Source organism: Clostridium sp. UBA4548, from assembly GCF_002387895.1.
Lineage (GTDB): Bacteria > Bacillota > Clostridia > Clostridiales > Clostridiaceae > Clostridium_J.
The window spans coordinates 1-14,959 of the sequence record NZ_DGLI01000038.1; the positions used below are offsets into that span (position 1 = coordinate 1).

15 protein-coding genes and 1 riboswitch are annotated in these 14,959 nt (G+C 30.0%); of the genes, 11 read left to right on the plus strand and 4 right to left on the minus strand.

Features of this window, described 5'->3' with window-relative positions; all coding sequences use genetic code 11:
• Positions 1-391: 391 nt before the first annotated feature.
• Positions 392-1,084: a DNA/RNA nuclease SfsA gene (gene sfsA / locus B3040_RS14515; RefSeq protein WP_291574628.1), complete on the plus strand. Its 693-nt coding sequence runs from the start codon at positions 392-394 to the stop codon at positions 1,082-1,084.
• A 317-nt stretch (positions 1,085-1,401) separates the two neighbouring features.
• The gene (locus tag B3040_RS14520; RefSeq protein ID WP_291574631.1) at positions 1,402-1,929 is read left to right on the plus strand and encodes an NAD(+) diphosphatase; all 528 of its coding nucleotides are present in this window, start codon (positions 1,402-1,404) and stop codon (positions 1,927-1,929) included.
• Positions 1,930-1,958: 29 nt separating this feature from the next.
• Here the strand turns inward: B3040_RS14520 and B3040_RS14525 are convergent, their stop codons facing one another.
• Together B3040_RS14525 and B3040_RS14530 are read right to left on the minus strand one after the other, a co-directional pair.
• Positions 1,959-2,300 carry a hypothetical protein gene (locus tag B3040_RS14525; protein ID WP_291574634.1) on the minus strand — a complete coding sequence of 114 codons (342 nt, stop codon included), beginning with the start codon at positions 2,298-2,300 and terminating at the stop codon, positions 1,959-1,961.
• Between the two features lie 2 nt (positions 2,301-2,302).
• Positions 2,303-3,547, minus strand: a complete 1,245-nt coding sequence (locus tag B3040_RS14530) for a DUF1576 domain-containing protein (protein ID WP_291574636.1) — start codon at positions 3,545-3,547, stop codon at positions 2,303-2,305.
• Positions 3,548-3,694: 147 nt separating this feature from the next.
• Between B3040_RS14530 and B3040_RS14535 the strand changes: the two genes are divergently transcribed.
• The 6 genes from B3040_RS14535 (at position 3,695) to B3040_RS14560 (ending at position 8,923) form a co-directional block, all read left to right on the plus strand.
• Positions 3,695-4,396, plus strand: coding sequence for a hydrolase (locus tag B3040_RS14535; RefSeq protein ID WP_291574640.1), 702 nt, complete (start codon positions 3,695-3,697; stop codon positions 4,394-4,396).
• Positions 4,397-4,536: 140 nt separating this feature from the next.
• Complete coding sequence (locus B3040_RS14540; protein ID WP_291574669.1) at positions 4,537-4,731, plus strand: hypothetical protein; 195 nt, start codon at positions 4,537-4,539, stop codon at positions 4,729-4,731.
• A 264-nt stretch (positions 4,732-4,995) separates the two neighbouring features.
• Positions 4,996-5,181, plus strand: coding sequence for a hypothetical protein (locus B3040_RS14545; RefSeq protein ID WP_017417194.1), 186 nt, complete (start codon positions 4,996-4,998; stop codon positions 5,179-5,181).
• A 165-nt stretch (positions 5,182-5,346) separates the two neighbouring features.
• Positions 5,347-6,423: a pyridoxal-phosphate-dependent aminotransferase family protein gene (locus tag B3040_RS14550; RefSeq protein WP_017417195.1), complete on the plus strand. Its 1,077-nt coding sequence runs from the start codon at positions 5,347-5,349 to the stop codon at positions 6,421-6,423.
• A 202-nt stretch (positions 6,424-6,625) separates the two neighbouring features.
• Positions 6,626-7,540 (plus strand): D-2-hydroxyacid dehydrogenase, encoded by a 915-nt coding sequence (locus tag B3040_RS14555; RefSeq protein ID WP_291574650.1) that lies wholly within the window; start codon positions 6,626-6,628, stop codon positions 7,538-7,540.
• Positions 7,541-7,678: 138 nt separating this feature from the next.
• Positions 7,679-8,923 (plus strand): DUF1015 domain-containing protein, encoded by a 1,245-nt coding sequence (locus B3040_RS14560; RefSeq protein WP_291574655.1) that lies wholly within the window; start codon positions 7,679-7,681, stop codon positions 8,921-8,923.
• A 70-nt stretch (positions 8,924-8,993) separates the two neighbouring features.
• Here the strand turns inward: B3040_RS14560 and B3040_RS14565 are convergent, their stop codons facing one another.
• On the minus strand, positions 8,994-9,506 hold the full coding sequence (locus B3040_RS14565; protein WP_291574657.1) for a folate family ECF transporter S component: 513 nt from the start codon (positions 9,504-9,506) through the stop codon (positions 8,994-8,996).
• A gap of 66 nt (positions 9,507-9,572) precedes the next feature.
• Positions 9,573-9,674, minus strand: a riboswitch (THF riboswitch).
• Positions 9,675-9,917: 243 nt separating this feature from the next.
• Between B3040_RS14565 and B3040_RS14570 the strand changes: the two genes are divergently transcribed.
• The gene (locus B3040_RS14570) at positions 9,918-10,712 is read left to right on the plus strand and encodes a tRNA threonylcarbamoyladenosine dehydratase (protein WP_291574659.1); all 795 of its coding nucleotides are present in this window, start codon (positions 9,918-9,920) and stop codon (positions 10,710-10,712) included.
• A 150-nt stretch (positions 10,713-10,862) separates the two neighbouring features.
• Here B3040_RS14570 and B3040_RS14575 read toward each other — a convergent pair whose 3' ends face one another.
• Positions 10,863-12,059 carry a class I SAM-dependent methyltransferase gene (locus B3040_RS14575; protein WP_291574661.1) on the minus strand — a complete coding sequence of 399 codons (1,197 nt, stop codon included), beginning with the start codon at positions 12,057-12,059 and terminating at the stop codon, positions 10,863-10,865.
• A gap of 204 nt (positions 12,060-12,263) precedes the next feature.
• Between B3040_RS14575 and B3040_RS14580 the strand changes: the two genes are divergently transcribed.
• Positions 12,264-13,451 carry an MFS transporter gene (locus B3040_RS14580; protein ID WP_291574664.1) on the plus strand — a complete coding sequence of 396 codons (1,188 nt, stop codon included), beginning with the start codon at positions 12,264-12,266 and terminating at the stop codon, positions 13,449-13,451.
• A complete protein-coding gene (locus B3040_RS14585) occupies positions 13,444-14,382 on the plus strand; it encodes a GNAT family N-acetyltransferase (RefSeq protein ID WP_291574666.1) in 939 nt (312 codons plus the stop codon). Before B3040_RS14580 ends, B3040_RS14585 begins: the two co-directional genes overlap by 8 nt.
• Positions 14,383-14,959: the final 577 nt, after the last annotated feature.

The window sequence follows — 14,959 nt, forward strand, 5'->3', positions numbered from 1 at the left end:
TTCATATTGAAGTGCTTTTTTTATTGCAAAAAACTTTTTTATAATAAGTTCTTACAAAATGCTAAATTTAATTTTTTATTAGTATGTGAGAAAATAGTAATGTGATAAAATTAAAACCTTAAAATAAAAATTGCTAACATCTATTAATAATTAGTGGATAAAACTATATAAGTACAAATGATATGTGGATAAGTTTTTGACAGATTACATAAAAACTATAAATTAAAGTTTTTAATTGCTAAGATTTTGACAAAAAAGATAAAAAACTATAAAGTACATTAAGTAGTTGAATTTTACATTCTAGCAATTTTATATACTTAGGAATATATTAAAATTTAATAATTTTTGTTATATGTTGAAAAAATAATAACTTATGTATGGAGCTGATAAAATGATTTTTGATAAGAATACAAGAGTTGTAGAGTTTGTTAGAAGACCTAATAGGTTTCAAGGTTATGTAATTGTTGATGGAAAAGAAGAACTTGTGCATGTACCTAATACAGGGAGATGTAGAGAGATATTAGTTCCTGGATGTAAAGTCATACTCAGGGAAGAGTTTGGAGAGCATAGAAAGACTAGGTTTAGTCTAATTGCGGGATATAAGGAGGGAAAACTCATTAATATAGATTCACAAGTTCCTAATAAAGTTGTAGAGGAAGCTTTAATTCTAGGTAAAATACCAGAATTAAAGAGATACAATATAGTTTTGAGAGAAAAAACCTTTGGAAATAGTAGGTTTGACTTTAAGCTAGGAAATGAAGATGGGGAAGAGTATTACTTAGAAGTGAAAGGAGTTACTCTAGAAAATAATAAAAAAACTATGTTTCCAGATGCCCCAACAGAGAGGGGCAGAAAGCACCTTTTAGAACTTGTAGAAGTGAAAAATAGTGGAAGAGGAGCAGGGGTTTTATTCTTAATTCAAATGGATGAAGTTGAAAGCTTTTCTCCACATGATGAAATGGATAGAGACTTTGGTGATGCCTTAAGATTTGCAAAGGATAATGGTGTAGATGTATTTGCATATGAATGTAAAGTTGGAGAAAACTTTATAACTTTATCTAATAGAGTAAATGTAGATTTATAGAATAAATGGCTTTAAGCTAAATAAAATAGTATTTTTAATTCGAGGGAGTATCAATAAATACTATAATTGATTAAATATCTATTTAAAAACAAAAATTATAATTGTTAAAACTTATGATATCATAGTATTGTAACAAGATGTAAAAAATGTTTCCTTAAAAATAGTATTTCCTTGTAATAAAGGTCCTACCTTATATGGTTGGACCTTTATTTTATATTTACAACAAATTATATTTCTAAATATTGCATGTTTATATTGTAATATTTAATATATAATAAATTTGAATGATATATTACTAATGAAATGAGGAGATTTTTTTGAAGTTTAAATTTTGTCCGCTATGTGGAAGAAATTTAGTTGAAAAGTACAGTTGGGATGAAGGTGGGGTTCCTTATTGTGAATATGACGATATAATGTATTTTGATACTCCAAAACCTTGTGTAGTAGTGGCTGTATTAAAGGAAAATGAAATACTTCTTCTTAAGCAAAGTTATATTTTCAAAAATTCAAAGGTTTTGGTATCAGGCTATGTTACAGTTGGAGAAACTTTAGAAGAAACAGTATATAGGGAAGTGAAAGAGGAAACTGGAATACTAATTGATGATATTAAATATTTAGGAAGTCAGTGCATAAAGTCCAAGGAATTATTGATGATTGCATTTATGGCTAGATATGTAGGTGGAGAAATAGAAAAATCCTCTGAGGTAGAGTGGGTAGAATGGGGAAACATCGAAAATGCTCTATGTGAAATGACAGAGGATGAAATAGGAAAAAATATTGTAAAAAAAGTATTAGAGAGTATAGAGTATAAAGGAAGTAAAGCATATTCTTGTGATATAAACTAGTTAATATAAGGGTCTGAGCTTTCAGCCCCTTATATTATTCTCTTTAACTTAATCTTAAGATTATCATTGTTATAGGATATATCTACATCATCAGTCATCATACCTACTAGGGATAGCTCAGTATCCAAGTCATCATTACCTGTGAGTTCCCAGTAGTATTCTTCAATATCAGATCTTCTTGGAATACTAAGTAAGTTTTTCATATTAAGTAGGGATTTCTCATCTAAGTTCTCAACTGTGCAAGAAAAATCAATATTTAAATTATGCTGTTCAACGTAGTAATCTAAATGTATATTTTCACAACCAATTTTCAGTAAGTAGTTCATAATTTCAGTTATAATTTTTAAATTTCTTTGACGCAAATGTCTCATCACTAAGCTTCCTTTCTAAAAGCTGTTATTAATGGTACTAGGATCATACATATTATACCACCTGAAAATCCATTATTATATAGTATAAGTCCACCATGTAGGTATCCAATATTCATGACTAGGCAAGTATGAAGAAATCCTGCAAGCACACCAAAGTACCAACCAAAGCTTCCTGCTATTGGAGCCACCGTTGTACTAAATAGAATACTTAAAAGCATATTGGGAGAGTTAACGGACCAGATATTTAAGAAGGAGCAAAGTAAGGCGCCTAACATTATAGGTGCTGCATTTTTTAAATGCTTGCCAAAAGCCCCAAATCCAGTTATAGTGAGTATGCCACCTAGGGTTGGTCCATTTAAATCACCATTAACTAATAACACTAATAGTGTAGAAAATATACCTAGTAAGCCCATATTAATTAGTGTTATCCCTTTACCAAAAATTATGTAATAGTCACTAATTAACCTACCAGATGTGTTGTATAATTTAAATAGATTCTTAAAACTTTTATCATTTAAAAAATATCCAATTATAATTAATATTAAAAATAAGGATAAAAATAATATTGAAAAAAAAGTATTATTTCCTGTAGACCAAATCAATCTTGTTCCAAAATTAATTCCAAAGGCTCTAAGAACGGACATTAATAAAGTTCCTAATAAACCAGCGGCAAGACCAATGTTGTAAAGATTATAACCTTGATGTAATTTTAGGGTGTAAGATGCCATTGGAGGTAGTAAAAAGCCTATAGATACTGTTACAAGTAGACCACTAACTACCGAAATAAAAAGGGGAATTGAATCAGTTACAATTAGTTGAGTTACTGTAGGTGATAAGGTAGTTCCGAATAATGCTATTATAATATAATTGGAAAAGGGTTCTTTTTGATATTTGGAGTAGAGCCATATACCAAAGATTATAGGCCATATATTTAAAATGTTTTTGCCAAACAGTGAAAATCCACCTACGGTAAATAAAGCAGCTGTAATAGAACCCGAAGGACTAACTTTTAAAAATGTTAATATAAAGATGTAAGTTAGTAAGACAAGAGCGGAATTAATAAGTGTTGCACCAATACCACCAAGCTTTATATAATCAGTTATAAGGATATCTGAGTTTAATATAATAATTTTTAGGCCGTGGAGTATATCAGGTACAGTATCAATAAACAAACCTAGAATAATTAGTAAAATGCTATAGCAAGTAATTAAAAGATATGGCAGGGGAAGTTTTAAAATTTTAATCATAATAGCCTCCTCGCGTAAAAGTTCTGTGTGTTTATATTGTTATATATTAGGTACTAATATATAATTATTAATAAATTTATAATAATATTATAATAATAAATGTGTTATTTAACTATAATTATTTTAATTTTTAAGGGAGAAATTTTTATGAGAAAGCATATACCTGAATTTAAAGGATTATTAAGAAGTCATATGATAGAACTTCCTACGGCTATAAGAGATGCCAGTGGAATCATGATTTTTGGAAAGAGATTAAAGTCTTTTGTTTTTACAACAGATGTAGCTATTATAAGGAACACAAATGCGGATGCTGTTATAGCCGTTTATCCCTTTACACCTCAACCAATCATTACAGAAGCACTTATATTAGCTTCTGATGTACCTTTATTTTGTGGGGTGGGTGGAGCTATCACTACTGGTAAGAGAGTTATTAACTTAGCCCTAGATGCAGAATTTAAGGGTGCCATGGGTGTAGTTGTAAACTCTTCCACTCCAAATGATGTTATAAGTCAGATGAGAGAAACTATTGATATACCTATAATAGTTACTGTAGTTTCTGAATTTGAGGATATTGAAGCTAGAATAAGCTCTGGTGCAACAATACTAAATGTTTCAGGATCTAAAAGAACTCCTGAAATAGTAAGAAAGATTCGTGAAAAACATCCAGAGTTTCCAATACTAGCAACTGGGGGACCTACAGAGGAAACTATAAGGGCTACAATAGAAGCTGGTGCTAATGCTATCACTTATACACCTCAAAACACAGGAGAGATTTTAAATGAAATAATGATAGGTCACAGAAAAAAATATGCACAGATAAATGATAGTTTTGAGGAGCAAAACGATTAGTTCAGTTCACAGATAAATGATGGTTTTGAGGAGCAAAACGATTAGTTCAGTTCACAGATAAATGATGGTTTTGAGTGATAAAATAATTAGTTTATTTCCTTTGCAAAAAAAGTAGTTCATGTTTAGTATATGAAAATCTAATGGTAGTTAAAATAATTAAGAAGGGAGATATTATGACTATAGTAGTATATAATTGCAAAAAATGCCCAGAAGGTACTTCTGGAAAATGTGATGGTAAAACAGAAAATTGTATGTGTAAAAGATGCCCTAGAAATTTAGGGCAATGCTTAATAACAAAATATTGTAGAGAAACAGAGTCAGTATTGGACTTTTAGTATAAATGCGTATTTATTTATGTATTTACAAATATTTAACAACTGTTGAAAATAATCTTCTTTTATTAGTTGAATATTTTTTTCGTTTATATAAAACAATAGATATAAACTAGAAGTTCTAAAATAACATTTATGAGTTTTAGAAATAATTTCAGGTTTAAGTATAAATCTTACTACTATAAAAGAAAATAAACATAGGTAAAGATTAATCTAAAGGTTTATTAAAGATTTACAAAACTTTAAGATGTTTATAGGAGGATTTATATGGTATCTAGCGAAATAAAGATGAGAGTAGCACAAAATTGTCCGGGATATAATAACAGAAATTACTTTTCAATGATGAGTATGTTGGAATCTAGTGAAAGTTGTAATACTTGTACGAATTATGTTAGAGGTAAGTGCGTAAAAGACTTATTTGATGAAGTATCTGGAAAAATAAGATTAAATTAGTAAAGTTCAATTAAAATATTTATTCAAGGTTAGTTAATATTTACAAATTTTTGAGTTGTTTAACTTGAGAATTTAATACATAAATGTTAAAATGATAATGGTTTTGGACTTCAAGACTAAAAAATAAAAATATTGGAATATCCAAAGAAACTTGGAGGGTGAATTATGCATAAAAAATTATTTATACCAGGACCAGTAGATGTGGCTCCAGACGTTCTTGAAAAAATGGCTACACCACAAATTGGACACAGAGGTAAAGAAGCTTCTAGAATTCAAAGACAAATAAGTGACTACATGAGAGTTATATTCAATACTAAAGAAGAGATATTACTTTCAACTACTTCTGGAAGTGGATTAATGGAAGGTGCTGTTCGTTCATGTACAGCTAAGAGAGCTGCAATATTTGCAGTAGGAGCTTTTGGTAAGAGATGGTACGAGATGGCTGTTGCTAACAATGTGCCAGCAGACTTATTTGAAGTTGAATGGGGTTTACCAACAACTCCAGAGCAAGTAGAAGAAGTATTATCAACAGGAAAATACGACTTAATAACAGTTACTCACAATGAAACTTCATCTGGATTAATGAATCCACTTGATGAAATTGCTCAAGTGGTTAAAAAGTATCCTGATGTAGTATTCTGTTTAGATACAGTAAGTTCAGCAGCAGGTACTGAACTTAAAGTTGATGAGTGGGGAGTAGACATTTGTATAACTTCAACTCAAAAAGCTATAGGACTTCCAGCTGGAATGTCTATGTGTTCTTTCTCTAAAAAAGCAATAGAGAGAGCTAAACAAGTTCCATACAGAGGAATATACCTAGATCTTTTAGGATTATATGAGTACATCCAAAAGAAAGATTACCAATATCCTTCAACTCCTTCATTAGCTCATATGTTTGCTCTAGAGTATCAACTAGACAAGATCATAAACAAAGAAGGATTAGAAAACAGATTTGCTAGACATATAGCTGGTGGAGAAGTAGTTAGAGCTTGGGCTAGAAAATACTTCGAAATTTTACCAGAAGAAAAATATATGTCAAACACATTAACTAACATAAAAAACACTAGAAACATAGATGTAGCTGCTCTTAACAAAGCTTTAGGAGAAAGAGGCTATCAAATTTCTAATGGTTATGGAAAGTTAAAAGACAAGACTTTCAGAATAGCTCATATGGCTGAAAGAACTGTTGAAGAAATAGAAGAATTATTAAAAGTAATCAATGAAATATTAGGACTTGAATAATTACTGGTAACATGAGGTTAGGAAGGGGAAAACCCCTTCTTAACTTAAGTTTTAATAATTCCTGTTGTAATATAATCATTTGAATACTTTTCTTTTTATGAGAAATTTTAAAGTTTAGTATAAAAGCTATAGAACAAAAATGAATCTATGATTTGTTAACCTTATAGGAAAACAATTACATTGTATAAGTGGGAGGATTACCATGATAAGAATATTAGTTACTGATGGAATGGAAGCTAGTGGAGTGCAAACTCTTAAGGAAAAAGGATTTGAAGTTGTAGAAAAATTCTATGAGCCAGAAGATTTAGGATTAGCATTACAAGAGTTTGATGTTGTAGTTGTAAGAAGTGCAACAAAAATCAGACAACCAATAATAGATAAAGCAGCTGAAGCTGGAAGATTAAAATTAGTTATCCGTGGTGGAGTTGGAGTAGACAACATAGATGTAGCTTATGCTATGGAAAAAGGAATTAAAGTTATGAATACTCCAAATGCAAGTAGTGCATCAGTTGCAGAACTAGCATTAGCTCATATGTTTGCAGTAGCAAGATTTATAAATATCTCTAATGTATCAATGAGAGAAGGAAAATGGGATAAGAAAAAGTACGAAGGAACTGAAATCGGAGGAAAAACTCTTGGTTTAGTTGGCTTTGGAAGAATTTCTAGAGAACTTGCAAAAAGAGGTAAGGCCCTAGGAATGAAAGTTATATACACTGATATAATGGGTAAAATGGAAGGCCAAGATGAGTATGAATTCTGCTCTTTAGAAGAATTACTACCACAAGCTGACTATGTATCATTACACATTCCATTTATAAAAGAGCAAGGTGCTACTATTGGTAAAGCTCAATTTGAAATGATGAAGGATGGAGCTATACTAATAAACTGTGCTAGAGGCGGAGTTGTTGATGAGGCTGCTTTAATAGAAGCTTTAAACAGCGGTAAATTAGCAGGAGCTGGAGTTGACGTATTCGTAGAAGAGCCAACTAAAAACACTGAGCTTGTTAACCATCCAAAAGTATCTGTAACACCTCATATTGGAGCTGCTACAGTTGAAGCACAAACAAGAATAGGTGAAGAGATAGTTAGTATCATTGTAGACTTTTTCAATAAGTAGAACTAAACTGTATTGAAATAAATTAAACCATTAATATTAACAATTATTAATATTAATGGTTTTAAATAAATAATAAACTTGGTTTATAAATTTTTATTATTATATGAATAAAACAAATAAATTTTAGGAGGAACAACCATGGCAGTAGTAAGACCATTTAAAGGCATAAGACCAACAAAAGAGTTAGTAGATAAAGTTGCTGCTCTTCCTTATGATGTTATGAACACTCAAGAAGCAAGAGAGATGGTAAAAGGAAATCCATATTCTTTTTTACATGTTGACAAACCACAAATTGATTTAGATCCAAGCATAAATCAATATGATAAAGTTGTATATGAAACAGGTAGAAAAACTCTTGATAAGATGAGAGAAGAAGGAACATACATACAAGATAGCGAACCAAAAATGTACGTTTACAGACAAGTTATGGATGGAAGAGTACAAACAGGGATAGTTGGATGTACTTCAATAGATGAATACATGAACAACATAATTAAAAAACATGAGCATACTAGAGCTGAAAAAGAGCAAGACAGAATTAACCACGTTGATTACTGTAATGCAAATACAGGTCCAATATTCTTAACTTACAAAAATGTTGGAGAGATAGATACAATAGTTGCTAAATGGACTGAAAAAGAGCCAGAATACAACTTCGTATCTGAAGATGGAATATCTCACATCGTTTGGGTAATAGATTGTAAAGAAACTGTAGAGAGACTAGAAGAGTTATTTAAAGGAGTTCAATACCTTTATATTGCTGATGGTCACCACAGAGCAGCTTCAGCTGTTAAAGTTGGTAAAATGAGAAGAGAGCAAAACCCAGGATACACTGGTGAAGAAGAGTTCAACTTCTTCTTATCAGTTATATTCCCAGCTGATGATTTATATGTAATGGACTATAACAGAGTAGTTCAAGACTTAAATGGAAACTCATCAGAAGAGTTTATGAATAAAATTGCTGATAAGTTTACTGTAGAAGAGTACAAAGGTGCGGGACAATACAAGCCAGAAGCTAAAGGAAACTTTGGTATGTACTTAGATGGAAAATGGTATAAGCTTACTGCTAACGAAGGAACTTATGATCCAAAAGATCCAGTTAAGAGCTTAGACGTTTCTATACTTCAAGAAAATCTTTTAAGACCAATACTTGCTATTGAAGATCCAAGAACTTCTGATAGAATAGACTTTATAGGTGGAATTAGAGGACTTGGAGAGCTTGAAAGAAGAGTAAAAGAAGGTATGAAAGTTGCTTTCTCAATGTATCCAACTAGTATAGTTGAGCTTATGAACATTGCTGATGCAGGAGAAGTTATGCCTCCAAAATCAACTTGGTTCGAGCCAAAATTAAGAAGTGGAATATTCGTTCACGAATTAAGCTAATTATAAATAAAAAGGTAATCTATAAACTATTTAGTTTGTAGATTACCTTTATTTTTATTGTTAAAGTTTATTAATTATTGTTTGGTATTAAATTTCTTACATGAAAAGCGATATATTTCCAAACTATATGTATTAGAATAACTTGTATTGGAAACATAATTAAGCTCTTTATAAACCTAGGGCCTATAAGTGCAAAGACTGCTTTGCCAGTAATCATGGAAAGCCATAAAGTGTTAAGGCCTAAGTCTACAAACATGGTTATCATTAACACTGTAATAGCTACACGAAGGATTGAATTATTCTTTTTGTGAAGCATAAATCCATAGATTAGACCTGATAGTAAGGCACTAACGGTGAACCCAGGAAAGTATGCACTTTGAGGGAAAATTATCATTCCAAGAATGTCAGAAACTCCTGCAGCTATACTACCTAGGACTGGACCTAAAGTGATGGAACATAGTGATGTTGCCACAAAGGCAAACCCAATTCTAAGTATAGGTGTCTGGATTGATAAAAACCTTGTGAGGATTATCTCCAGCGCGATAAATAGGGACATGATTACTAAAGTACGTGTTGTTTTCATTTTAAATGAAATACCTCCTTTATCTATGTCAAATACGCCACATAAAGATAAAGAATTCTTTTCTGTGGCAGCGGAATGCGACAATTGTACCGCAAATCAAATTCGATTTTTCGTTCAGCGGCAACTTCCCGTCCAACTGACACTTAACGCACAATTATCTACTCTGCCAATTTTTGTATTTGCAATTTAATTATAATTATTTATTTGTGAGATTACAACAGAATATTTAAAAATACTTAATAAATAGTTAGGACTATAGTTGATAATAATATTATTATAAATATCACTTGATTAAATTCAAATTTTAGTATTAAATATACATGTTATGAATTTAGAATTAATTTAATTTTATCAAAAGGACATTAAATGTAGTTATATGTCCCTTTATTGTATAAAGGAGTGAACAGAAAAATGGCTCAACATGCGTTTTCAAGATCAGAACTTTTAATAGGAAAAGATTCTCTAGAGGTATTAAAGAATAGTAAAGTAGTAGTATTTGGAATAGGTGGGGTTGGAAGTTTTACAGTAGAAGCACTAGCAAGAGGAGCTGTTGGAAATTTAGTTTTAATAGATGATGATGCAATATGCTTAACTAATATTAATAGACAAATACATGCAACAGTAAAGACTTTAGGAAAAAGTAAAGTTGAAGTAATGAAAGAAAGAGTACTAAACATAAATCCAAAGTGTGAAGTGACAACTCATGAAGTCTTTGTTACAAAGGACAACATAGGAGATATTATAACAGAGGATACTGATTATGTTGTTGATGCAATAGATACCGTATCTTCAAAGATTGCTCTAATCGAATATTGTAAAGAGAGAAATATTCAAATTATTAGCTGTATGGGTACTGGTAATAAGCTAGATCCAACTATGTTTAGAATTCAAGATATATATAATACTAAAGTTTGTCCTCTAGCAAAGGTAATGAGATATGAGCTAAGAAAAAGAGGAATTAAAGAGTGTAAGGTGCTTTATTCAGAAGAGATGCCAACAAAACCAAAACAAGATGAAGTAGTAACTTGTAAAACAGGATGTGTTTGTACTGGTGGTTCAAAAAAATGTGCTATAAAACGTCAAATACCTGCAAGTAATTCTTTTGTTCCTCCAGTAGCTGGAATGATTATTGGGGGAGAAGTAATAAAAGACTTAATAAAAGAAAGCTTTCAAAAAGAAAGAGAAAAGAAAGTTATAAAATTATAAACACCATTATATAATCCATGGTTAATGATGAACAAGGATTTTAGAAGTAGCTTTGGATCCAACTGAAGTTAAACTTTATTAATTATAAGTTAAAAACCTAGTAAAGATATTGCTTTTACTAGGTTTTTACTTAAGTTTATTACTTATTTATTACCATTCATTTAAAAAGCTATAGAGGGCAGGATACACATTAAGGTTTGCCATTAAGCTCATATATTCATCCATTGCCTTGGAATTTTCATCTTTTCTTTTAATTGCCCTAATCATTAAGTTTTTAGGGGTTTCCAGAGGAGAAATATATTCTACTACAGATACCTCATAACCTTTAGCTTCAAGCATTAAACTTCTCATTCCATCAGTTAATATATCAGCAAGCCTAGTTTTAAATACACCATGCTTAAGTATAGTCTTAAAAGGTTCATAAGAATACTGATTTAATAATTCTCTATGACAACAAGGAACAGCAATAATTACATCAGATTCAACTCTAATTCCAAGAGCTAAAGCCATATCTGTAGCAGTATCACAAGCATGAAGTGAAATAACTACATGGATCTTCTTATCAGGCACATAATTTTTTATATCTATGGCATGAAACTCCATATTCCTATATCCTAAATTGGAAGCCATAATTTTAGAACTTTCAATAACACTCTCAGAATAATCTAAACCGATAAAGTGGCACTTTCTTCTTTTAACTTCAGTTAAGTAATAATTAAGTACAAAGGATAAATAGGATTTTCCACAGCCGCAATCTAAAATATTTATGGTCTTATTTTTAGGAAGCTCATCTAAAATTCCTTCTAGAAGTTCTACATAGTGGTCTATTTGATTGTACTTTCTTATTTTATCATTTTTAATTTTGCCATCTTTACTCATAATACCAATTTCCTTAAGCAAGGAATCAGCTTTTCCAGTCTTTATATAATAATCTCTATTAAGGAGTGTAGAGGTATTTGAATGAGAACTAAAGTCTTTCTTAGTTGAAGCAGGAGTGTCTGAGTTCTCAACCTTATCTACATCAACATTTTTCATTGCCACATTTTTATTGTCAGCAGTTATTAAAATAACCTCACCTCTCTCACTATAAGTTAATGAAAGAGATTCATAGCTCTCAGCTTCATTAACAATGTGCTCAAATAGTTCATTAATGGTAAGAGCTTTAGTGATACCCTTAAAATTATATTGAAGGGTACTATCCTCATTTAGTTGAGCAATACCCTTAAAGTTCTTAAGCCCAGAAACATAATTAACTGTTATATGATTGAAAATTGAATTGTTTTCTGAGAACCTACTTTCTAAACCCATAAAAAAAAGCTTTAATTTACTTATGTTATTTTTATTCATTCTATTTTATCACCTTTCTAAACCTGGAAGTTATAATATGGTTAGTATATCAAAAGAAAATAATTACTAAAAGTATTTCCAATAAAATTAGCATATATGCCGTATTGAAAGTAGTACCTAAAATAACTATTAAACAGCATGAACTTATTCAATAATAATCAGGAAATATGATATAATATTCTAGTATAAGATAGGGGGGATATATTGAGGCAAAGCAAAGATAATTTATGGCTTATTATTTTTATGTTTTTAATAATGGGCTTTAATGCCATCGTAGACAATACAAAGGGAGTACTAATACCAATTTTTAAAGAGGTTTTTACTGCTAGTAATACTGATATAGGGTTAATGATTAGCATAGGAACATTTGCCTATATAATATTTACTTATATAGGAGGAATTTTGTGTGAAAAGATTGGTCAAAGAAAGGTGTTTCTTTTAGGTCTTATATTTATGACTATATCAATTTTCCTCATGTCCACTGCAAAGACTTTTAACTCACTGTTAATATATATGTTTATAATGAATGTAGGAAATGCTTTGATTAGCATAGGGATTAACACTCTTATTCCATTAGTATTCATATCTTTTCAGGCTATAATAATGAATCTAACACATTTTTGCTATGGGTTTGGGTCAACAATTGGTCAACTTAGCATTGGTCATTTAGTAGATAAAGGAGTAACTTGGAGAAGTATATATGTGGGTATTGCTATTATATACATAGCTATAAGCATAGGGTTTTGCTTTATTAAGGTTTCTGATGCTCATAAAGTACATGAAAACAAAAATCTAAATATTACTAAGGTGTTTAAAGAAAAACTCTTATATTTTTATGGCTTAGGCCTTGGGTTTTACGTATTTGCGGAAGTTGGAACAGCTAGCTGGCTTGTTAACTTTCTCCAAGAAAGTTATAACTATAGCTTTAGCAAAAGTTCCTTATATTTATCTGCATTTTTCTTCTTGTTTACTATTGGAAGACTAGTAGGTGGATTTATAGTAGAAAAAAAGGGATATCTAAAATCAATATTAGTATCTTTAACCGTAGCACTTATTTTATTTGTTTCAGGCCTTTTAATTGGGGATTTCGCACTAGTACTAATATGTATTTCAGGGCTATTTTTTGCTATAACATTTCCAACCCTTACTATAACTATAAGAAAGGTTTTTCAAGAAAATGGAACTTATATAACAGGAGTAATTATTACATTTTCTAGTTCAATAAATATGGTGCTAAATTATATCATGGGAAGTTTAAGTGATATAATTGGGACTACAAAAGCATTTTATATGGTTCCTATAAGCTTATTTATGTCTATGATTTTTGTATATTTAATTTATAGTAATACCAAAAATAAACTAACTTTAAGGCAGGTAGAGCATAATGGATAAAGGAAGACATGTTAGTATAGAGTACATAGAAGAAAAAGAAGCTAATTATATAATAAGAGATTCTGTAGGTATTACTGTAGGAAGAGTGTTTATTATAAGTTTAGATAAGGATAATAGAAATATTATATTAAGGCTTAAATTTTATAAAAATAATAAGGAACAAGGAAAGCTTATAGAAGATGCATTAAAATTAATTTTAGAGGTTCTTATAAGAAAGAACAATATTCATAAAATTAATATTATATGTGATGAAAATATTACACTAAATCCTTTCACAAATTTAGGATTTACTCTTGAGGGGTTTCTTTCTGATAATGTTATTACAGCAGGTAATTATAGTAATACTTTATTATTTGGAATAACAGAAGAGGAATATAATAAGAATTTTATTACTAAAGAATTTGTTTTGGAAGGAAAAAATATACGGATTAAGGTGCTTACTCCTAATGATGCGGAAGAAATTTTAAATTATTATAAAAAAAATAGAAATTATCTTTCCAAGTTTGAGCCACATAGAGATGAGGATTTTTATAAAATAGAAACTCAGACTCAATCCTTAATAGAAAACTATAAGCAATTTTTTAAAGATGAGGGTGCCCATTTTGGCATATATCAAGGAGATAAATTTATTGGGAGAATAAGATTGTATAATATAGTTTATGGAGTATTTAGAAGTGGATTCATAGGATATTCAATAGATGAAGCTTATCAAGGAAAAGGGTATATGAAAGAAGCAGTGAGCTTAGTTGTAGATTATGGGTTTCAATTTTTAAATCTTCATAGAATTGAAGCTAGTACTCTTGTAGAAAATAAAAAGTCACAGGGTGTATTAAAGGGATGTGGTTTTTTAGAACTAGGTGTAAGTGAAAGGTATTTATATATAAATGGAAAGTGGAGAGACCACGTTATTTTTTATAAAGTAAATGAGTAGAGTAAGGTTTAGGAAACTATATCAATTGTGCGTGAGTATTGATATAGTTTTTCATATTTTGTAAAATTAACCTTGCTGACTGTATAAAATTTGGAGATGTCATTAAATAATAAATAGACAAATTTTTATAAGGAATTTAGAAATATATAAGTTGCAACAGCATTTTTACATTAGGTAATAGGTTAAAAGTAACTTGCATGAAAGAGAATGCAAAAGCTGGGCTATTAATAGTTTAGTTTCTTTATTGCAATATATATTAAAGATATAATAAATATCTGGGCAACTCAGACATATAAAATTTAAAGAAAAAATTATAAACATAAAACTTGCCAAAGGTTTATTTACAAGGAAATTAGCCTATTTATCTTAGAGAACACTTAATTTAGATAACAAACATATCCTAGTGTATCAATGTATAAGATAGTAAGAAATTAGAAGGAATAGAGAGTATTGTGGGGTTATTGTTAAATAATAGCTATAAATTAAAAAATGTAGATTTATTTATTTGATAGAATACTACTTGTCGCTGAGATGCGGCGGCGCTACAATGTAGCGAAAGTGGTCTTTGAAAATTAAA

Coding starts and splice junctions, on each gene's coding strand:
- B3040_RS14585 (WP_291574666.1), top strand. CDS start 13,444: ATGGATAAAGGAAGACATGTTAGTATAGAGTACATAGAAGAAAAAGAA.
- B3040_RS14530 (WP_291574636.1), bottom strand. CDS start 3,547: ATGATTAAAATTTTAAAACTTCCCCTGCCATATCTTTTAATTACTTGC.
- B3040_RS14545 (WP_017417194.1), top strand. CDS start 4,996: ATGGTATCTAGCGAAATAAAGATGAGAGTAGCACAAAATTGTCCGGGA.
- B3040_RS14555 (WP_291574650.1), top strand. CDS start 6,626: ATGATAAGAATATTAGTTACTGATGGAATGGAAGCTAGTGGAGTGCAA.
- B3040_RS14550 (WP_017417195.1), top strand. CDS start 5,347: ATGCATAAAAAATTATTTATACCAGGACCAGTAGATGTGGCTCCAGAC.
- B3040_RS14570 (WP_291574659.1), top strand. CDS start 9,918: ATGGCTCAACATGCGTTTTCAAGATCAGAACTTTTAATAGGAAAAGAT.
- B3040_RS14540 (WP_291574669.1), top strand. CDS start 4,537: ATGGTAGTTAAAATAATTAAGAAGGGAGATATTATGACTATAGTAGTA.
- B3040_RS14575 (WP_291574661.1), bottom strand. CDS start 12,059: ATGAATAAAAATAACATAAGTAAATTAAAGCTTTTTTTTATGGGTTTA.
- B3040_RS14535 (WP_291574640.1), top strand. CDS start 3,695: ATGAGAAAGCATATACCTGAATTTAAAGGATTATTAAGAAGTCATATG.
- B3040_RS14560 (WP_291574655.1), top strand. CDS start 7,679: ATGGCAGTAGTAAGACCATTTAAAGGCATAAGACCAACAAAAGAGTTA.
- B3040_RS14565 (WP_291574657.1), bottom strand. CDS start 9,506: ATGAAAACAACACGTACTTTAGTAATCATGTCCCTATTTATCGCGCTG.
- sfsA (WP_291574628.1), top strand. CDS start 392: ATGATTTTTGATAAGAATACAAGAGTTGTAGAGTTTGTTAGAAGACCT.
- B3040_RS14525 (WP_291574634.1), bottom strand. CDS start 2,300: ATGAGACATTTGCGTCAAAGAAATTTAAAAATTATAACTGAAATTATG.